The 19,132-nt window shown below is 61.0% G+C and carries 19 protein-coding genes and 2 tRNA genes; 19 read left to right on the top strand and 2 right to left on the bottom strand.

Annotation, left to right across the window (positions count from 1 at the left end; genetic code table 11):
- The first annotated feature begins 7 nt into the window (after positions 1 to 7).
- From pqqD to B3P22_RS05570, 7 genes are all read left to right on the top strand, one after another.
- Complete coding sequence (pqqD, locus tag B3P22_RS05540; RefSeq protein ID WP_197858946.1) at positions 8 to 286, top strand: pyrroloquinoline quinone biosynthesis peptide chaperone PqqD; 279 nt, start codon at positions 8 to 10, stop codon at positions 284 to 286.
- Positions 258 to 1,412, top strand: a complete 1,155-nt coding sequence (pqqE, locus tag B3P22_RS05545; RefSeq protein WP_296270277.1) for a pyrroloquinoline quinone biosynthesis protein PqqE — start codon at positions 258 to 260, stop codon at positions 1,410 to 1,412. Before pqqD ends, pqqE begins: the two co-directional genes overlap by 29 nt.
- Entirely contained in the window at positions 1,400 to 3,340 is a 1,941-nt protein-coding gene (locus tag B3P22_RS05550; RefSeq protein WP_296270278.1) for an alpha/beta hydrolase family protein, read from the top strand. The genes pqqE and B3P22_RS05550 overlap by 13 nt, the downstream gene beginning before the upstream one ends.
- A gap of 77 nt (positions 3,341 to 3,417) precedes the next feature.
- Positions 3,418 to 4,581, top strand: a complete 1,164-nt coding sequence (gene ercA / locus B3P22_RS05555) for an alcohol dehydrogenase-like regulatory protein ErcA (RefSeq protein ID WP_275547671.1) — start codon at positions 3,418 to 3,420, stop codon at positions 4,579 to 4,581.
- The gene (locus B3P22_RS05560) at positions 4,565 to 6,289 is read left to right on the top strand and encodes a hybrid sensor histidine kinase/response regulator (RefSeq protein ID WP_296270282.1); all 1,725 of its coding nucleotides are present in this window, start codon (positions 4,565 to 4,567) and stop codon (positions 6,287 to 6,289) included. The genes ercA and B3P22_RS05560 overlap by 17 nt, the downstream gene beginning before the upstream one ends.
- Positions 6,290 to 6,368: 79 nt before the next feature.
- Positions 6,369 to 6,776 (top strand): PA2779 family protein, encoded by a 408-nt coding sequence (locus B3P22_RS05565; protein ID WP_296270284.1) that lies wholly within the window; start codon positions 6,369 to 6,371, stop codon positions 6,774 to 6,776.
- Entirely contained in the window at positions 6,761 to 7,714 is a 954-nt protein-coding gene (locus B3P22_RS05570; protein ID WP_296270286.1) for a PA2778 family cysteine peptidase, read from the top strand. The genes B3P22_RS05565 and B3P22_RS05570 overlap by 16 nt, the downstream gene beginning before the upstream one ends.
- A gap of 112 nt (positions 7,715 to 7,826) precedes the next feature.
- On the opposite strand, the gene B3P22_RS05575 is transcribed toward B3P22_RS05570, so the two are convergent.
- Entirely contained in the window at positions 7,827 to 9,110 is a 1,284-nt protein-coding gene (locus B3P22_RS05575; RefSeq protein ID WP_296270288.1) for an NAD(P)/FAD-dependent oxidoreductase, read from the bottom strand.
- A 184-nt stretch (positions 9,111 to 9,294) separates the two neighbouring features.
- On the opposite strand from B3P22_RS05575, the gene B3P22_RS05580 reads away from it, so the two are divergent.
- From B3P22_RS05580 to B3P22_RS05625, 10 genes are all read left to right on the top strand, one after another.
- Positions 9,295 to 9,371 (top strand) — tRNA-Val (locus tag B3P22_RS05580).
- Between the two features lie 265 nt (positions 9,372 to 9,636).
- The gene (gene thrS / locus B3P22_RS05585) at positions 9,637 to 11,559 is read left to right on the top strand and encodes a threonine--tRNA ligase (protein ID WP_296270290.1); all 1,923 of its coding nucleotides are present in this window, start codon (positions 9,637 to 9,639) and stop codon (positions 11,557 to 11,559) included.
- Positions 11,560 to 11,576: 17 nt separating this feature from the next.
- Complete coding sequence (infC, locus tag B3P22_RS05590) at positions 11,577 to 12,110, top strand: translation initiation factor IF-3 (protein ID WP_197858938.1); 534 nt, start codon at positions 11,577 to 11,579, stop codon at positions 12,108 to 12,110.
- Between the two features lie 60 nt (positions 12,111 to 12,170).
- Positions 12,171 to 12,365, top strand: a complete 195-nt coding sequence (gene rpmI, locus B3P22_RS05595; protein ID WP_003461222.1) for a 50S ribosomal protein L35 — start codon at positions 12,171 to 12,173, stop codon at positions 12,363 to 12,365.
- Between the two features lie 29 nt (positions 12,366 to 12,394).
- Positions 12,395 to 12,751, top strand: coding sequence for a 50S ribosomal protein L20 (rplT, locus tag B3P22_RS05600; RefSeq protein ID WP_003243409.1), 357 nt, complete (start codon positions 12,395 to 12,397; stop codon positions 12,749 to 12,751).
- A gap of 96 nt (positions 12,752 to 12,847) precedes the next feature.
- Entirely contained in the window at positions 12,848 to 13,864 is a 1,017-nt protein-coding gene (gene pheS / locus B3P22_RS05605; RefSeq protein WP_296270293.1) for a phenylalanine--tRNA ligase subunit alpha, read from the top strand.
- A 44-nt stretch (positions 13,865 to 13,908) separates the two neighbouring features.
- The gene (gene pheT / locus B3P22_RS05610; RefSeq protein WP_296270294.1) at positions 13,909 to 16,287 is read left to right on the top strand and encodes a phenylalanine--tRNA ligase subunit beta; all 2,379 of its coding nucleotides are present in this window, start codon (positions 13,909 to 13,911) and stop codon (positions 16,285 to 16,287) included.
- 3 nt (positions 16,288 to 16,290) lie between these two features.
- Positions 16,291 to 16,593: an integration host factor subunit alpha gene (gene ihfA, locus B3P22_RS05615; protein WP_003243414.1), complete on the top strand. Its 303-nt coding sequence runs from the start codon at positions 16,291 to 16,293 to the stop codon at positions 16,591 to 16,593.
- The gene (locus B3P22_RS05620; RefSeq protein WP_013716019.1) at positions 16,574 to 16,930 is read left to right on the top strand and encodes a MerR family transcriptional regulator; all 357 of its coding nucleotides are present in this window, start codon (positions 16,574 to 16,576) and stop codon (positions 16,928 to 16,930) included. Before ihfA ends, B3P22_RS05620 begins: the two co-directional genes overlap by 20 nt.
- 75 nt (positions 16,931 to 17,005) lie before the next feature.
- Positions 17,006 to 17,082: transfer RNA gene (locus B3P22_RS05625), tRNA-Pro, on the top strand.
- Positions 17,083 to 17,176: 94 nt separating this feature from the next.
- Here B3P22_RS05625 and B3P22_RS05630 read toward each other — a convergent pair.
- Positions 17,177 to 18,376 (bottom strand): tyrosine-type recombinase/integrase, encoded by a 1,200-nt coding sequence (locus tag B3P22_RS05630; protein WP_003116603.1) that lies wholly within the window; start codon positions 18,374 to 18,376, stop codon positions 17,177 to 17,179.
- A gap of 35 nt (positions 18,377 to 18,411) precedes the next feature.
- Here B3P22_RS05630 and B3P22_RS23720 point away from each other — a divergent pair, with 35 nt between their 5' ends.
- Both B3P22_RS23720 and B3P22_RS05640 read left to right on the top strand, forming a co-directional pair.
- The gene (locus B3P22_RS23720; RefSeq protein WP_010791794.1) at positions 18,412 to 18,573 is read left to right on the top strand and encodes a hypothetical protein; all 162 of its coding nucleotides are present in this window, start codon (positions 18,412 to 18,414) and stop codon (positions 18,571 to 18,573) included.
- Positions 18,574 to 18,616: 43 nt separating this feature from the next.
- Positions 18,617 to 18,844 (top strand): hypothetical protein, encoded by a 228-nt coding sequence (locus B3P22_RS05640; RefSeq protein WP_168355684.1) that lies wholly within the window; start codon positions 18,617 to 18,619, stop codon positions 18,842 to 18,844.
- The last annotated feature ends 288 nt before the right edge of the window (positions 18,845 to 19,132 follow it).

Genomic DNA, 19,132 nt, shown 5'->3' on the forward strand with positions numbered 1-19,132 from the left:
GCCCGACATGACCACCCTGACTTCGGATCACGTGCCGATGATTCGCCGGGGCTTTCGCCTGCAGTTCGAACCGGCGCAGGGCTGCCATGTGCTGCTGTATCCGGAAGGCATGATCAAGCTCAACGACAGTGCCGGTGAGATTCTCCAGCAGGTCGATGGCAAGCGGTCGGTGGCCGAGATCATCGACAACCTGCACCAGCGCTTCCCCGATGTGCCCGGCATCGACGAAGACATCCTGGCCTTTATCGAGGTGGCCCATGCACAGTTCTGGATCGAGCTTCGCTAAAGCAGGTCAGGAACCAGGGCCGCCGCTTTGGCTCCTGGCCGAGCTGACCTATCGCTGCCCGCTGCAGTGCCCGTACTGCTCCAATCCCCTGGACTTCGCCAAGCAGGGCGCCGAACTCAGTACCGCCGAGTGGATCGAGGTGTTTCGCCAGGCCCGCGAGCTGGGCGCGGCGCAGCTGGGCTTTTCCGGTGGCGAGCCGCTGGTGCGTCAGGATCTGGCCGAGCTGATCGCAGCGGCGCGCGGCCTGGGCTACTACACCAACCTGATCACCTCCGGTATCGGCCTGACCGAAGCACGTATCGCCGAGTTTGCCGATGCCGGGCTGGACCATATCCAGATCAGCTTTCAGGCCGCCGACGAGGAGGTGAACAACCTCCTGGCCGGCTCGAAGAAGGCCTTCGCGCAGAAACTGGCCATGGCCCGCGCGGTCAAGGCCCACGGCTACCCGATGGTGCTCAATTTCGTCACCCACCGGCACAACATCGACAATATCGAGCGCATCATCGAGCTGTGCCTGGAGCTGGAGGCGGATTTCGTCGAGCTCGCCACCTGCCAGTTCTACGGCTGGGCCGAGCTCAACCGCGCTGGATTGCTGCCAACCCGTGCGCAGCTGGAGCGCGCCGAGCGCATCACCAATCAGTGGCGCGACAAACTGGCGGCCGAGAACCACCCGTGCAAGCTGATCTTCGTCACCCCGGATTACTACGAGGAGCGCCCCAAGGCCTGTATGAACGGCTGGGGCAATCTGTTTCTCGACATCACCCCGGACGGCACCGCGCTGCCCTGTCACAGTGCGCGGCAGTTGCCGGTGCAGTTTCCCAACGTGCGCGAGCACGGCATCGAACACATATGGCGGCATTCCTTCGGCTTCAACCGCTTTCGTGGTGACGACTGGATGCCCGAGCCGTGCCGATCGTGCGACGAGAAGGCGCGCGATTTCGGCGGCTGCCGTTGCCAGGCCTTCATGCTCACCGGCGACGCCAGTAACGCCGACCCGGTGTGCAGCAAGTCGGCGCACCATGAGGTGATTCTCGCCGCGCGCCGCCAGGCCGACGAGGCGCCGTTGGGGCTGGGCGAGCTGCAGTACCGCAACGACAAGGCCTCGCGAATCATATGCAAGGCGTGAACGACCCGGACTCGATCTGGAGCGCCGAACAGGCTGCGGCCGCCAGTGCCGATTTCGCCGAGCTGCACGCTGCTCATGGCGGCGTGCTGTGGGTGGCCTTCGATCCTCTGCAGGCACGTTGCGGGCTGTTCTTCTGCCGCGACGGCGCTGTGCGCGAGCTGACCCCGCTAGGGTTTTCCGTGCGCAGCCGGGTCTACGAGTACGGCGGCGGCGCCTGCTGCGCCACGGAGCAGGGCGCAGCTTTCGTCAATGAGCGTGATCAGCAGATCTACTACCTGCCGCTGGCGGGGGCCGTAGGAGCGGCTTCAGCCGCGAATCTTGCGGATTCAAGGGAAATCGCGGCTGAAGCGGAATGCCGCCCAGCCGCTCCTACGAATATTGAGCCACAGGCGCTCACGGATCGCGTCAATTGCCGCTACGGCGATTTGTCCTTCGTGCCCGCCTGGCGGGCGCTGCTGGCTGTGGAGGAAAGCCATGAGGCGGGCGCGGTCGTGCATCGCCTGGTGCGTATCGGTCTCAGCGGTCATCGCCAGGTGCTGATCGAGGGCGCGGACTTCTATGCCGCACCGGTGGCTGACTCCACTGGCCAGCGTCTGGCCTGGATCGAATGGGATCGCCCCTACCAGCCCTGGGTCGCAACGCGCCTGTGCCGCCGTGAGTCCGGTGAGCGTACCTGCGTGTTGATGGGCGAGGCGGGGGGGCGGTCCCTGCAGCAGCCGCGTTTCGATGCACAGGGGCGGCTATGGGTGCTGAGCGACCAGGCCGGCTGGTGGCAGCCCGCATGCATCGATGCCGATACGAAGTGGCAGGCTGCGCCCTTCGATCACGCACCGGCGCCCTGGCAGTTGGGCGGCAGAACCTATCTGCCGCTGGAGAACGGCGCGCTTGTGCTGACCCGTTTCGAGCAAGGCACAGGCGTCTTGCTCGTGTGTGGCGGGGCCGCCCAGGCCGCACGCACCGAGTCCTTTGTATCTGATGCGCGCTACGCAGAGCGGCGGTTGGCCGAAGATTTCACCCGCTTTCGCTCCCTGGCCGCCGATGCCGAGCACTTCTACTGCATCGCTGGCGCCCCGGATCGCCTGCCGGCTGTGCTTGCCATTCGCCGAAGCGATGGCGCAGTGCGGTTACTGGCCGGTGGCGAGCAGCCATTGGCTGAAGAGCAGCTATCACGCCCCCAACCATTCAGCTGTGGGGTAGGTGAGGGCGAACGCAGTCACGGCTTTTTCTACTCGCCTGCATCAACCGGGGAACGCCCGCCGCTGGTGATTTTCCTGCACGGTGGGCCGACCTCGGCCAGTTACCCGGTGTTCGACCCGCGTATCGCCTTCTGGACGCTGCGCGGCTTCGCCGTGCTCGACCTCAACTACCGTGGCAGCAGCGGTTATGGCCGTGCCTATCGCCTGCGTCTGGCGGGCGGGTGGGGCGAGCTGGAAGTCGAGGACATTCGAGCCGCCATCGAAGCACTGGCCGGTGATGGCCGTACCGATGCGCAACGTGTGTTCGTGCGCGGTGGTAGTGCTGGCGGCTTTAGCGCGCTGCGAGCGCTGGCCGAACTTCCGCAGCTGCGTGGCGGTGCCAGCCTGTACGGCGTCAGCGACCCGCTGGCGCTGCGCCGGCTGACGCACAAGTTCGAGGCGGATTACCTCGACTGGCTGATCGGCGATCCGAAGCGCTATGCCGAGCGTTATCGCAGCCGCACGCCGCTGTTGCAGGCCAACCGGATCGACGTTCCGGTGATTTTCTTCCAGGGTGCGCTGGATGCGGTGGTGGTGCCGAGCCAGACCGAGGCCATGGTCGAGGCGCTGCGTCAGCGCGGTTTACCGGTCGAGTATCACCTGTTCGCCGAAGAACGCCATGGTTTCCGTCAGGCCGCCAATCTGGCCGAGGCGCTGCGCGCCGAACACGCCTTCTATCGACAGCTGAGCTGAACGCAGGTCGCATTGCATAAACCGAGCAATGCAGTAGGCTGATCGCCATTCCATAACAAGAAATTTCAGGCCGTTGTATGAGCCACGAATTGAATCAGCTGCGTAAGTTCGTTTCCCCCGAGATCATCTTCGGCGCCGGCTCCCGGCATAACGTCGGCAATTACGCCAAGACCTTCGGCGCGCGCAAGGTGCTGATCGTCTCCGATCCCGGTGTGGTCGCTGCTGGCTGGGCCGGCGATGTCGAGGCCAGCCTGCAGGCTCAGGGCATCACCTACTGCCTGTACACCAGGGTCTCACCCAACCCGCGTGTGGAAGAGGTGATGGAAGGTGCCGAGCTGTATCGCAGCGAGGGCTGCAACGTCATCGTCGCGGTCGGTGGCGGTAGCCCGATGGACTGCGCCAAGGGTATCGGCATCGTCGTTGCCCATGGTCGCAGCATTCTCGAATTCGAAGGTGTGGACACCATTCGCGTGCCCAGCCCGCCGCTGATCCTGATCCCGACCACCGCCGGCACCTCGGCCGACGTGTCGCAGTTCGTGATCATCTCCAACCAGCAGGAGCGAATGAAGTTCTCCATCGTCAGCAAGGCAGTGGTGCCGGACGTGTCGCTGATCGATCCGGAAACCACGCTGAGCATGGACCCCTTCCTGTCGGCCTGTACCGGCATCGACGCCATGGTGCACGCCATCGAGGCATTCGTCTCCACCGGCCACGGCCCGCTGACCGACCCACATGCGCTGGAGGCCATGCGCCTGATTAACGGCAACCTGGTGCAGATGATCGCCAATCCGGGCGATATCGCCCTGCGCGAGAAGATCATGCTCGGCAGCATGCAGGCCGGCCTGGCCTTCTCCAATGCGATCCTCGGCGCAGTGCATGCCATGAGTCACAGCCTGGGGGGCTTTCTCGATTTGCCACATGGCCTGTGCAACGCGGTATTGATCGAGCACGTGGTGGCGTTCAACTACAGCGCGGCGCCGGAGCGTTTCAAGGTCATCGCCGAAACCCTCGGCATCGACTGCCGAGGGCTCAACCACGCACAGATTCGCCAGCGCCTGGTCGAGCACCTGATCGCCTTCAAGCACGCCATGGGCTTCCGCGAGACGCTTGGCCTGCACGGCGTCAGCACCTCGGACATTCCGTTCTTGTCCAGCCATGCGATGGACGACCCGTGCATCCTCACCAACCCGCGCGAATCGACCCAGCGCGACGTCGAGGTGGTCTATGGCGAGGCGCTCTGACGAAGCGCTGGCCGGGCTGCTCGGTCTCGGTAGCCAGTCGGCGCGCAAGAGTCACTATCCCGAGCTGCTGGCGCGCCTGGAAGAACTGGAAACCGAGCGCAATCGCTATAAATGGCTGTTCGAGCACGCGGTGCACGGCATCATCCAGGCCAGCCTGCAGGACGGCGTGCTCGCGGCCAATCCGGCGATGGCGCACATGCTGGGCTATGACGATCCGCAGCAGGTGCTCTGGGCCCCGGGCGATTTGGCCCGGCACCTGTTCGTTGGCGGTTTCGATGAGCTGGCCCTGATTCGCGAGCGTCTGAGCCAGGGCCAGGCCCTACTGGGCTACGAAACGCGTTTGCGTCGTCGCGATGGCAGTACCATCGACGTGCTGATGAACCTGTTGCTCAAGCCCGAAGGGGAAGGGGTCTTCGAAGGCTTCGTCGCCGACATCACCGAGCGCAAGCAGGCGCAGCAGCGCCTGCAGCAACTCAATGACGAACTGGAACGTCGCGTCGCTGCGCGTACCTTCGAACTGCTCGAATCCAACCGCAACCTGCAGCGGCAGATCGAGGAGCGCGAACGTATCGAGCTGGCCCTGCGCGAGGCGCGCGACGCCGCCGAGGCGGCCAATCGCAGCAAGGACAAGTACCTGGCCGCGGCCAGTCACGACCTGTTGCAGCCGCTCAATGCTGCGCGCCTGCTCATTTCCACGCTACGCGAGCGTGAGCTGCCAATTGCCGAACAGAACCTGGTAGAGCGCAGCCACCTGGCCCTGGAAGGCGCCGAGGATCTGCTGGCGGATCTGCTGGATATTTCCAAGCTGGATCAGGCGGCTATCAAGCCGGATCTCGACGTTTATCGCCTTGAAGAACTGCTCGCGCCGCTGGCGTCCGAGTTCGAAAGCGTGGCCTCGGCCAGTGGCTTGCGTCTGCGCGCGCGAATTGCCAGTTATGCGGTGCACACCGATTTCCGCTTGCTGACGCGCATTTTGCGTAACTTCCTCAGCAATGCCTGCCGGTATACCGAACGTGGCGGTGTGCTGCTCGGGGCGCGTCGGCGCGGCTCGTTCGTCGAATTGCAGGTGTGGGACAGCGGGCGCGGCATCGCGGCCGATCAGCTGGACAAGATCTTCCTTGAGTTCAGCCAGCTGGAGGTCGGCCGTGCGGCCGAGCGCAAAGGCGTCGGCCTGGGCCTGGCGATCGTCGAGCGCATCGCGCGCATGCTTGGTTATCCGGTGCAGGTGCACTCGCAGCCGGGGCGTGGTTCGGTGTTCAGCATCCGCGTGCCGTTGGCGCAGGAGGCTCCGCGGCGCCAGGCGCCATCCTTAGCGCAGCCGGTCCTCGGCAACCCCCTGCCGGGGCGGCGCCTGCTGGTGATCGATAACGAAGTGGACATCCTGCACAGCATGCAGGCGCTGCTTCGGCAGTGGGGATGCGAGGTGGTCACGGCGGTCGATCTGAACGAGGCCCTGCAGCGTCTGCAAGGCAGGGCGCCAGAGGTGATCCTGGCGGATTATCACCTCGATCACGGTGTGCTCGGTTGCCAGGTGATTCGGCAGCTACGTGATGAGTTTTCCAGGCCGATTCCGGCGCTGATCATCAGTGCCGATCGCAGTGATGACTGCCGTCGGGAGTTGCAGGCACTGGGTGCGCCTTTGCTCAACAAGCCGGCCAAGCCGGGCAAGTTGCGTGCGGTACTCAGCCAACTGCTGACGGAAACCTGAACGAGTGCATCTGGCCAAGTGAACCTGAATGATTTCGATGGTGTCTATTGGCTACCTCGTCCCTCAGGAGATAACCACAATGACAATTTCCATGAACCCCGTTATGCGCCGTCTGGCAGCTATCACCGCGCTGTTTCACCTGTTGCTGGTGGTGCAGATTCCCGCTGCCAACGCGGCGATGGTCGGCACTCACGAGGTGATCGCCGAGCAGCAGCACAAGGTGGATCAGGAGCAGTTGATGGCCATGCTCAATGATGAGCAGGTGAAGGAGAAACTGGTGTCGATGGGCGTCGACCGTGATCAGGTCGAGTCGCGTATCGCCAGCCTGACCCCGGCCGAACTGGCGCAGTTCAACCAGCAGCTGGATCAGGCGCCTGCCGGTGCCGGTGTGGTCGGCATCATCGTGTTGTTTCTGGTGATCTTCATCATCACTGATATGCTGTGCGCCACCAACATCTTCAATTTCGTCAAATGCATAAATCGCTGATTCGCCTCTGCTGCATCGCTTCGATCGTTCTACTTACAGCCTGCGCTCGGTCTCCGGTGTTATCACCGGAGGCCGAGCGCCTGCCTGAGCGGGTAGAACTCACCGATGTTCCCTTCTTTCCCCAGGACGCCTACCAGTGCGGGCCGGCAGCTCTGGCCACCATGCTCAACCAGCGCGGTGTGCTGACGACGCCGGGTGCGCTCAAGGACAAGGTCTACATCCCCAGCCGTGAAGGCAGCCTGCAGGTCGAGATGGTCGCCGCCGCGCGCAGTCACGAAATGCTGGTGTATCCGTTGCAACCGCGTCTGGACGCGGTGCTTGCCGAAGTGGCGGCCGGTAACCCGGTGCTGGTGCTGCAGAACCTGGCGTTCGACTTCTACCCGCAATGGCATTTCGCGGTGGTGGTCGGCTATGACCGTCGAGAGCGCACGCTGATCCTGCGGTCGGCCACCACGCGCCGGCTCCAAGACAGCTTCGCCAGCTTCGACAGAACCTGGGCGCGCGGTGGTCGTTGGGCGGTAGTGACTCTGCCACCGGAGCGCCTGCCGGCGCAGGCCGATATGCACGCCTGGATGAAGTCTGCCAACGATCTGGAGCAAACCGGCAATGCCCAGCCGGCACGGCGTGCCTATCGCCGCGCCGCCGAGGCCTGGCCGGAGCAGGCGTTGCCCTGGTTCGCCCTGAGCAACAGTCGCTACGCCGATGGCGACCGCAAGGGTGCCGAGCATGCGCTGCTTGAGAGTCTCAAGCGTGAGCCGGATTTTGCCGCGGGTTGGTTCAACCTGTCCCAGGTGCTGGGTGAGCAGGGTTGCGCGCGCGAGGCGCAGCAGGCTCAGGCCTGTGCGCAACGTCTGGCGCCGGAGGATTCGCGATTCGCCGCATCACCCAAAACCAGTGCTCCTGGCGGACAGTGCCAAGCCTTGCCGGCCTGCCCCTGAAACCAACGGCGGGCCAATGCACATCCTGTAAAAGCGAATTTATTCGCGATCAGGGGCAGGCAAGAAGCCAAACTCCATCGCGAATAAATTCGCTCCTACGCATGCGTGAAGTTCAGACGCCCAGCTTGTCACGCAGCGTGTAGTACCAGGCGCCGATGGCGCTGAGCGGCACCTGGAACATACGGCCACCCGGGAAGGGGTAGTGCGGCAGCCCGGCGAAGGCGTCGAAGCGCTCGGCCTGGCCGCGCAGCGCCTCGGCCAGCACCTTGCCGGCCAGGTGCGTGTAGGTCACGCCGTGGCCGCTGCAACCCTGCGAGTAGTAGATGTTGTCGCCGATACGGCCGACCTGAGGCAGGCGCGACAGGGTCAGCAGGAAGTTGCCGGTCCAGGCGAAATCGATCTTCACGTTCTTCAGTTGCGGGAAGGTCTTGAGCATCTTCGGGCGAATGATCGCCTCGATGTTGGCCGGATCGCGCGCACCGTAGACCACGCCGCCACCGTAGATCAGACGCTTGTCGCCAGTGAGACGGTAGTAGTCGAGCAGGTAGTTGCAGTCCTCGACGCAGTAATCCTGCGGCAACAGGCTGGCAGCGACTTCGTCGGACAGCGGCTCGGTGGTGATCACCTGGGTGCCGCACGGCATCGACTTGGAGGCGAGCTCCGGCACCAGATTGCCCAAATAGGCGTTACCGGCAACCACGACGAACTTGGCCTTGATGTGGCCTTGCGGCGTATGTACCACCGGATTGGCGCCACGCTCGATGCGGGTAGCTGGGGATTGCTCATAGATCACGCCGCCCAGCGATTCCACTGCAGCGGCTTCACCCAGTGCCAGGTTCAGCGGGTGGATATGGCCACCGCTCATATCCAGCATGCCGCCAACGTAGCTTTCGGTAGCCACCACCTCGCGGATGCGTTTGGCGTCCATCAATTCCAGTTGGGTGTGGCCATAGCGTTCCCACAGTTTCTTCTGCGCTTCCAGGTGCCCCATCTGCTTGGCTGTAAGCGCGGCGAACACACCGCCATCCTTCAGGTCGCAATGGATGTCGTACTTGGCGATGCGTTCACGGATGATGCGACCGCCTTCGAAGGCCATCTGCCCGAGCAGTTGCGCCTGCTTGGGGCCGACCGTGCGTTCGATCACGTCGATGTCGCGGCTGTAGCTATTGACGATCTGCCCGCCGTTGCGACCCGACGCACCAAAGCCGACCTTGGCCGCCTCGACGATGCTGACCTTGAAGCCGTTCTCCAGCAGGAACAGTGCAGTGGACAGGCCTGTATAGCCCGCACCGATGATGCACACATCGGTTTCCACCTCGCCTTGCAGGGCAGGGCGTTGCGGAACGGCGTTGGCTGAGGCGGCGTAATAGGATTGTGGATAGGCCGTGTGCGCCATCTTGAACCTCTGTTCTTTATTTTTTACGAATGAATCGATGCTACCTGAGTTGAAAATGCCCGGCTAGTGCCCGTGCAAAATATTCAACGTTCCTGCTTTGATAAAAAAATTGGCCTATTTCAGTGAGTTAGCGAAAAAAACTGTTGACGGCCAAAAAGATCTGCGTAGAATGCGCACCCATCGAAGGCACATAGCTCAGTTGGTTAGAGCACCACCTTGACATGGTGGGGGTCGTTGGTTCGAGTCCAATTGTGCCTACCAAATCGATAAAAAGGGGTCGCTAAGCGACCCCTTTTTTATTGCTCGAATTTTTCGAGCAGGCTTTGCGAGTTTGTTTCAAGCGGCAGCTTGTCAGGGCTCAGGCTTTCTGAAAGTATCCCCGCTCTTTACTTCCAGTGACTCTGGTTCGGTCTGGTTGGCCTTCGGGCTCCTGCCATCGTTAGGTGGGTATACCGCTGAATCGCTTCCTGGCTCATCCCAACCCACGTGACCTTTGGTAGGGGTCACCACTAGGAGAGGAGGCGCCATGCCCATCATTACTCTTCCCGACGGCAGTCAACGTTCGTTCGATCATCCGGTATCCGTGCTGGAGGTCGCTCAATCCATTGGTGCGGGTCTGGCCAAGGCCACCCTGGCTGGCAAGGTAAACGGCAGGCAGGTCGATGCCTGCGACGTGATCGATACCGATGCCACCCTGCAGATCATCACGCCGAAGGACGAAGAGGGGCTGGAGATCATCCGCCACTCCTGTGCTCACCTGGTTGGGCATGCGGTCAAGCAGCTTTACCCGAATGCCAAGATGGTGATCGGTCCGGTCATCGATGAGGGCTTCTATTACGACATCGCCATCGACCGTCCCTTTACGCCGGAAGACATGGCGGCCATCGAGAAGCGCATGGCTGAGCTGATCGACAAGGACTACGACGTCATCAAGAAAATGACGCCGCGTGCCGAGGTCATCGAGCTGTTCAAGTCGCGCGGCGAGGAATACAAGCTGCGTCTGATCGACGACATGCCGGACGAAAAGGCCATGGGCCTTTACTTCCATGAAGAATACGTCGACATGTGCCGTGGCCCGCACGTGCCGAACACGCGCTTCCTCAAGGCCTTCAAGCTGACCCGGATTTCCGGTGCCTACTGGCGCGGCGACTCGAAGAACGAGCAGCTGCAGCGCGTCTATGGCACCGCTTGGGCGGACAAGAAGCAGTTGGCTGCCTATATCCAGCGCATCGAAGAGGCCGAGAAGCGCGATCACCGTCGTATCGGCAAGCAGCTGGATCTGTTCCACCTGCAGGAAGAAGCGCCTGGCATGGTGTTCTGGCATGCCAATGGCTGGACCGTCTACCAGGTGCTCGAGCAGTACATGCGCCAGGTGCAGCGCGAGAATGGTTACCAGGAGATCAAGACGCCACAGGTGGTCGATCGTATTCTCTGGGAGCGTTCCGGTCACTGGTCCAACTACGCCGAGAACATGTTCACCACGGCCTCGGAAAATCGCGACTATGCGGTCAAGCCGATGAACTGCCCGTGCCACGTGCAGGTGTTCAATCAGGGCCTGAAGTCCTACCGCGATCTGCCGCTGCGTCTGGCTGAATTCGGTGCCTGCCACCGTAACGAGCCGTCCGGCGCGCTGCACGGCATCATGCGTGTACGTGGCTTCGTGCAGGACGACGCGCATATCTTCTGCACCGAAGAACAGGTGAAGAAAGAAGCGGCCGACTTCATCAAGCTGACGCTGGATGTCTACAAGGACTTCGGCTTCACCGATATCGCCATGAAGCTGTCGACTCGCCCGGCCAAGCGCGTGGGCTCCGAAGAGCTGTGGGATCGCGCCGAGGGTGCGCTGGCCGATGCGCTCAACGAATCTGGCCTGGAGTGGGAATACCAGCCGGGTGAGGGCGCTTTCTACGGTCCGAAGATCGAGTTCACGCTGCGTGACTGTCTGGGTCGTAACTGGCAGTGCGGCACGCTGCAGTACGATCCGAACCTCCCCGAGCGCCTGGATGCCAGCTATATCGCTGAAGACAACAACCGTAAGCGCCCGGTCATGTTGCACCGTGCGATCCTCGGTTCGTTCGAGCGCTTCATCGGTATGTTGATCGAGCACTACGCCGGCTCTTTCCCGGCCTGGCTCGCGCCGACCCAGGCCGTGATCATGAATATCACTGATAAACAGGCCGATTTTGCCCGTGAAGCAGAGAAAACTCTCAATCAAAGCGGTTTTCGTGCCAAGGTTGACTTGAGAAACGAAAAGATCGGCTTTAAAATCCGTGAGCATACCTTGCTCAAGGTTCCCTATCTCTTGGTTATCGGAGATCGGGAAGTCGAGACACGATCCGTTGCTGTGCGCACCCGCGAAGGCGTCGACCTGGGGTCAATGCCTATCGAGCAGTTCGCCGCGCAGTTGCAGCAAGCGGTTTCCCGGCGTGGTCGCCAAGATTTGGAGTAAGAACTATTAAGCGTGATATGAGACAGGACAAGCGGGCCGCCCCCAAGGCGCCGATCAACGAGAACATCACTGCGCGTGAAGTTCGTCTGATTGGCGCGGACGGCCAGCAGATTGGTGTGGTTTCCATCGAAGAAGCGTTGAGCGCTGCCGAGGATGCCAAGCTGGATCTGGTGGAAATCTCCGCTGACGCGGTGCCACCGGTTTGCCGCATCATGGACTACGGCAAGCACCTGTTCGAAAAGAAAAAGCAGGCTGCTATTGCCAAGAAGAACCAGCACCAGCAGCAGATCAAAGAGATCAAGTTTCGTCCAGGGACGGAAGAAGGTGATTACCAGGTAAAACTACGCAACCTGGTACGTTTCCTTGAAGATGGGGACAAGGCCAAGGTATCGCTTCGATTCCGCGGTCGTGAGATGGCCCACCAGGAGCTGGGGATGGAGCTGCTCAAGCGGGTCGAACAAGACCTGATCGAGCTCGGCACCGTCGAACAGCATCCTAAGCTGGAAGGACGCCAGCTGATGATGGTCATCGCTCCCAAGAAGCGTAAATAACCTCCCGGGCACTGGCAGGCCTGATGGTTATCAGTTGTTAATGAATGCGGAGTACTAAACATGCCAAAAATGAAAACCAAGAGCGGTGCTGCAAAGCGCTTCCTGAAGACTGCTACAGGCTTCAAGCACAAGCACGCTTTCAAGAGCCACATCCTGACCAAAATGTCCACCAAGCGTAAGCGCCAGCTGCGTGGCAGCTCGCTGATCGGCCCGTCGGACAAAGCTAAAGTCGAGCGCATGCTGCGCGTTCGTTAATCGGTCAAGATACTTAGAGGTAATTACTCATGGCTCGTGTTAAGCGTGGCGTTATCGCTCGTGCTCGTCACAAAAAAATCCTGAAGCTCGCCAAGGGCTACTACGGTGCGCGTTCGCGCGTGTTCCGCGTCGCCAAGCAGGCGGTGATCAAGGCAGGCCAATACGCCTACCGTGACCGTCGTCAGCGCAAGCGTCAGTTCCGTGCACTGTGGATCGCTCGTATCAACGCTGGTGCTCGCGTCAACGGTTTGTCCTACAGCCGTCTGATCGCTGGCCTGAAGAAAGCGTCGATCGAAATCGACCGCAAGGTTCTGGCTGATCTGGCAGTGAACGAAAAAGCGGCGTTTGCTGCGATTGTCGAGAAAGCTAAGGCCGTTCTGGCTTAAGTCCCCCGACAATCACCGGGTTCGCCCGGTGGCAACGTCAAAGATAGGGGAAGAGCCTTAACAGCTCTTCCCCTATTTCGTATCTGGAGTCTGTAAATGGAAAATCTGGATGCATTGGTCTCCCAAGCGCTCGAGGCCGTGCAACAAAGCGAAGATGTCAATGTCCTGGAACAGCTCCGGGTTCAATACCTTGGCAAGAAAGGCGAACTGACCGCCCTGATGCAGACTCTGGGCAAGCTGTCGGCTGAAGAGCGGCCGAAAGCCGGTGCCCTGATCAACACCGCCAAGAACCAAGTGCAAGACGCCCTGAATGCCCGCAAATCCGTGCTTGAGCAGGCTTTGCTCGCCGAGAAGCTGGCATCCGAGCGTATCGACGTGACCCTGCCGGGCCGCGGCCAGAGCTCCGGCGGCTTGCACCCGGTCACCCGCACGCTCGAGCGTGTCGAGCAGTTCTTCACCCACATCGGTTACAGCGTTGCCGAGGGGCCGGAAGTCGAAGACGACTACCACAACTTTGAAGCGCTCAACATCCCCGGCCACCACCCGGCGCGGGCGATGCACGATACCTTCTATTTCAACGCGAACATGCTGCTGCGCACCCACACCTCGCCGGTGCAGGTGCGCACCATGGAATCGCAGCAGCCGCCGATCCGCATCGTCTGCCCTGGCCGCGTCTATCGCTGCGACTCCGATATCACTCACTCGCCGATGTTCCACCAGGTCGAAGGGCTGCTGGTCGATGAGGACATCAGCTTCGCTGACCTCAAGGGCACCATCGAAGAGTTCCTTCGCGTGTTCTTCGAGAAGCCGCTGGGCGTGCGTTTCCGTCCATCTTTCTTCCCCTTCACCGAGCCGTCGGCCGAAGTCGACATGCAGTGCGTGATGTGCTCCGGCAAGGGTTGCCGCGTGTGCAAGCAGACCGGCTGGCTGGAAGTGATGGGCTGCGGCATGGTGCATCCGAATGTGCTGCGCATGAGTGGCATCGACCCGGAGAAATACTCCGGCTTCGCCTTCGGTATGGGCGTCGAGCGCCTGGCCATGCTGCGTTATGGCGTCAATGACTTGCGCCTGTTCTTCGATAACGACCTGCGGTTCCTGGCGCAATTTCGCTAGCAGCCGACCCTCGTGATCGAATTCGTTTAAGGAGAACAGACAACATGAAATTCAGTGAACAGTGGCTGCGCAGTTGGGTAAACCCCGACGTATCCCGTGACGATCTGGTCGCGCGCCTGTCCATGGTCGGCCTTGAGGTCGATGCCGTGCAGCCGGTTGCCGGTGCCTTCAGTGGCGTGGTGGTCGGTGAGATCCTAAGTGCCGAGCAACACCCGGACGCGGACAAGCTGCGTGTGTGCCAGGTGAGCAATGGCACCGAGACCTTCCAGGTCGTTTGCGGCGCGCCCAATGCCCGTGCCGGCATCAAGATTCCGTTCGCCATGATTGGCGCCGAGTTGCCGGGTGACTTCAAGATCAAGAAGGCCAAGCTGCGCGGCGTGGAGTCTCAGGGCATGCTGTGCTCGGCTTCCGAGTTGCAGATCAGCGAAGACAACAGCGGCCTGATGGAGCTGGCGGCCGATGCGCCGGTAGGCAGTGACATTCGTGCCTATCTGCAATTGGACGACGCCAGCATCGAGATCGGCCTGACCCCTAACCGCGGTGACTGCCTGTCGCTCGCCGGCCTGGCCCGTGAAGTCGGCGCCATGTACAGTGCCGCAGTTTCGCCGGTGGCCATCGAGGCCGTTGCGCCTGCGCATGACGACGTGCGTCCGGTCGAGGTGCTGGCGCCCAAGGCTTGCCCGCGTTATCTCGGTCGCGTTGTGCGCAACGTCGACCTGTCTCGCCCGACTCCGCTGTGGATGGTCGAGCGTCTGCGTCGCTCCGATATCCGCAGTATCGATGCAGCGGTGGACATCACCAACTACGTGATGCTCGAACTCGGTCAGCCGATGCATGCTTTCGACCTTGCCGAGATCAATGGCGGCGTCCGCGTGCGTATGGCTGAAGAGGGCGAGAAGCTGGTGCTGCTCGACGGTCAGGAAGTCAGCCTGCGTGCCGACACCCTGGTCATCGCCGATCATGGCCGTGCTCTGGCCATCGCGGGTGTGATGGGTGGCGAACACAGCGGCGTGAGCGACAAGACGCGCGACCTGTTCCTGGAAAGCGCCTTCTTCGACAATATCGCTGTCGCCGGCAAGGCGCGTTCCTATGGCCTGCACACCGATTCCTCGCACCGCTTCGAGCGTGGTGTGGATTCGCAATTGGCGCGCCAGGCGATGGAGCGTGCGACTGCGCTGCTGCTGGAGATCGTCGGTGGCGAAGCCGGCCCGATCATCGAAGTCAGCAGCGAGGCCGATCTGCCGAGTGTGGCGCCGATCACCCTGCGTGCCGAGCGCATCAGCCAGATGTTGGGCATGGACATGGACGGCGCTGAAGTCGAGCGCCTGCTCACTGCGTTGGGTCTGAGTGTCAGCGCTCAGGGCGTCGGTCAATGGCAGGTCAGTGTGCCCAGTCACCGTTTCGACATCAGTCTGGAAGTAGATCTGATCGAAGAGCTGGGCCGCTTGTACGGTTACAACCGCCTGCCGGTGCGCTACCCGCAGGCGCGTCTCGCGCCGCAGGCCAAGGCCGAGGCGCGTGCCGAGTTACCCGCGTTGCGCCGCCTGCTGGTCGCTCGCGGCTATCAGGAAGCGATCACCTACAGCTTCATCGATCCCAAGCTGTTCGAACTGTTCACGCCGGGCGTCGAGCCGCTGCAACTGGCCAACCCGATCTCGGCCGACATGGCTGCCATGCGGTCCTCGCTGTGGCCGGGTCTGGTCAAGGCGCTGCAGCACAACCTCAATCGTCAGCAGTCGCGCGTGCGCCTGTTCGAAAGCGGTCTGCGTTTTGTCGGTCAGCTGGAAGGCCTGCAGCAGGAAGCCATGCTTGCCGGTGTGATCAGTGGCAGTCGTCTCCCGGAAGGCTGGGCCAACAGTCGCGAGAGCGTCGATTTCTACGACCTGAAGACCGATGTAGAGGCGCTGTTGGGTTATGCCGGCGCAGCTGATGCCTTCAGCTTCGTGCCGGGCGAGCATCCAGCTCTGCACCCAGGCCAGACTGCTCGCATCGAGCGGGAAGGGCGCCTGGTCGGCTTCATCGGTGCCTTGCACCCGGAGCTTGCCAAGACCCTCGGGCTGGATCAGCCGGTGTTCCTCTTTGAGCTGGTGCTGGCGGAAGTTGTCGCCGGTCGCATGCCGGCATTCAGCGAGCTGTCGCGCTTCCCCGAGGTGCGTCGCGACCTGGCGTTGCTGGTCGATCGCGAGCAACCGGCCGAGGCCGTGCTGTCGGCTATCCGAGAAACGGCGGGCGAATGGCTGACGGACCTCAAGCTATTTGACGTCTATCACGGTAAAGGCATTGATCCGCTTAGAAAAAGCCTTGCGGTCGGCTTGACCTGGCAACATCCATCGCGCACTCTTAATGACGATGAGGTGAGTACTACTACGCAAAATATCCTCACCTGCCTCGAACAAAGGTTCAACGCCACGTTAAGGAAGTAGCGTATGGGGGCTCTGACGAAAGCTGAAATGGCGGAACGTCTGTATGAAGAGCTCGGCCTGAACAAACGGGAAGCCAAGGAACTGGTGGAGCTGTTTTTTGAAGAGATCCGCCAGGCTCTTGAGCTGAACGAACAGGTCAAGCTTTCCGGGTTCGGTAACTTCGACTTGCGCGACAAGCGCCAGCGACCGGGCCGTAACCCGAAAACAGGGGAAGAGATTCCAATCACGGCTCGCCGTGTGGTCACTTTTCGTCCAGGGCAAAAATTGAAAGCCAGGGTCGAGGCCTATGCTGGAACCAAGTCATAACGACGAATTACCGGCAATTCCCGGCAAACGCTACTTCACCATTGGTGAGGTCAGTGAGCTCTGCGCGGTCAAACCCCACGTGCTGCGATATTGGGAGCAGGAGTTCCCGCAGCTCAACCCGGTCAAGCGGCGGGGCAACCGCCGCTACTACCAGCGCCAGGATGTGCTGATGATCCGGCAGATTCGGGCGTTGCTGTACGACCAGGGCTTCACCATCGGCGGGGCGCGTCAGCGTCTTTCAGGTGACGAAGCCAAGGACGACACCACCCAGTATCGTCAACTGATCAAACAGATGATCGCCGAGCTCGAAGATGTGCTGCACGTACTGAAGAAGTAAGGCGAAGAAAAAGTTGCCTTATTTCAAAAGCTTAATGTATAGTTCCTCCCGTTTCCGGTCACCCGGAAGCATCGTCGGGGCGTAGCGCAGCCCGGTAGCGCACTTGCATGGGGTGCAAGGGGTCGAGTGTTCGAATCACTCCGTCCCGACCAAAAAATCCCTAGAAAATCCAGTCACTTAGCGGTGACTGGATTTTTTATGGGCGCTTCACGCGTAGAAGCGTAGGGACTTTTGCGGGACTTTTTTTCATCCTGCCATTCTCCTCAAAATTGTCAGGGCCGGACCGCGCGAGTCGGTGGCCGAAATCCTGTTGGCTTCATCGATCAGTTTGCCCAACTCGGCGGCTGAGTAGTGACTGGTGATGCTACCGTTCTTGTGCCCCAGCAGAGCCTTCCTGTCTTCCTCCGTTACCCCAGCTGCCCGAAGTCTTCGGCCGAAAGTGTGCTTCAGATCGTGAACGCGGATCGAAGCAAATCCAGCTGGGGCAGGGCGCATAAAACGCTCCTGGAACTTCTTCGCTGCTCTGACCCTGGCTTTCTTCCATGCCGAATCGTTCATCCGGTGAACGGGAGTGGCCTTGCCGTTTTGATCGGGTTGTCCGTAAGGAAATACCCAAACCGGATCAAGCCCACGTTGTCCCTCGATGACCGACTTGGCTACGTTGTTGAGTACAACGAGGCGCTCGTCGCCGTTCTTGACCCCGGAGCTCTCATGCCGACCACCAAAATCCGCCGGTATGAGAAATACGCTGGTGTTGAGCTCAGGAATCGGTATCTCCCAATCCCAGCGAAGCTTCACGACCTCCTGCTCGCGTGAGCCGCTATTGACCTTGTATAGTGCCATGCGGCGCAAATGATCAGGCAGTTCGGCGAAGAGAATCGACTGCTCTTCCCAGGACATCGGGTAGGGCATGCGTCTGGTTTTCTTCTCTTCCAGCTTGGTGATCATCGGTACTACGTCGAGCCAGGGACGCTTCTGCTCATCACGCCATTTTCGGGCGCACAGGTTCAGAATGCGTATGACGCGCTCCAGGGCAATGTTCACCGTGCGGTGTGAAACGCCAGGCTTCAACTTGCCATCGCTGGTTCTGCTGCTCTTGAGTCGATCCCTTATGTAGGGAGCCAGGGTCTCATCGTCGACATGAGTCAGAGGCTGGTCGCCAATATACGGATCCAGTTGCTCCAGATAGATGGCCGTGAGGCCTATCGACGGCTGATCCTTGTACTCGATCAGGTAACGCGTAGCGGCTTCCCGCCAGGTTCTGATCGTGCGGACGCCATAGATCTTCTGTTCCCGGAGCTTTTCCAGCTTGTGTATCAGGTACTGCTCTGCCTCCTTCCTATCGCTTGATCCAGTGCTTTCCTGAATTCGCTGACCTCTGAAGACCTTGTCGATGTGCCAGATCCCGTTCCTTTGGTAGAGGCCGCTAATGGTTTTTCGCGCCATGTTTTTTCTCCTTGGCGCTCGCTGCGGGAGTGATCATGTCCCTTGGCACCTTCCTTTTCAATGATGGCCCGGTCGATGTAGGCGTCTGCCCAGGCATCCAGCTCTTGCCGATCAAAGCCGATGCCTTGCACTCCAATGCGGAATTCCCGCACGTAAGGCCGGACGGTTTTGTTGAATTCTGTGCGGCACATGCCTAGGTAGGCGGGGGCCGCACTTGCTCGCAGGATTCGGGGTGGGCAGGTGATCAAGCGTGCGGCTATCTGTTCAGATGATGCGGGCATGAATGTCGCCTCCTTGTTGGCCCTGATCCGTGCTGCAGATGCTGTCCGCTACTCGCTGGGCGAACAACGTGGTGGAGGGGGCTGCGGAGGGTTTGGTACAACAACCGTTTTGGCTCGGTTTGACCTGATGGATCGTGGCGTATGGCCTGTCGTTGGCTGGTACGGTGATATCAGGCTTAAGGATTGATGCGTGTCTCCCGAAGAGGTATCCCAGCAACCTGGTTCCAGTTCTGGTGGCCCAGTCAGTCGTGAGGAGATGTACGCAGAGGTGTGGCGGCTTCCCATGACCAAGATCGCGGATCACCACCGTGTTTCCTCCAGCTTCTTGGCGCGCGTGTGTACCCGTATGAATGTCCCGCGGCCGCCGCGTGGTCACTGGGTAAAGCTGGAGAATGGAATACCGAGTCCTCAGCCACCGCTGCCTGAGGCTGGGCCTGGTGACCTTCAGGTCTGGTGCGGATTCCACACCATCCGG

It is taken from the genome of Pseudomonas sp. UBA6323, from assembly GCF_002439135.1.
In the GTDB taxonomy this organism is placed as follows: domain Bacteria; phylum Pseudomonadota; class Gammaproteobacteria; order Pseudomonadales; family Pseudomonadaceae; genus Aquipseudomonas.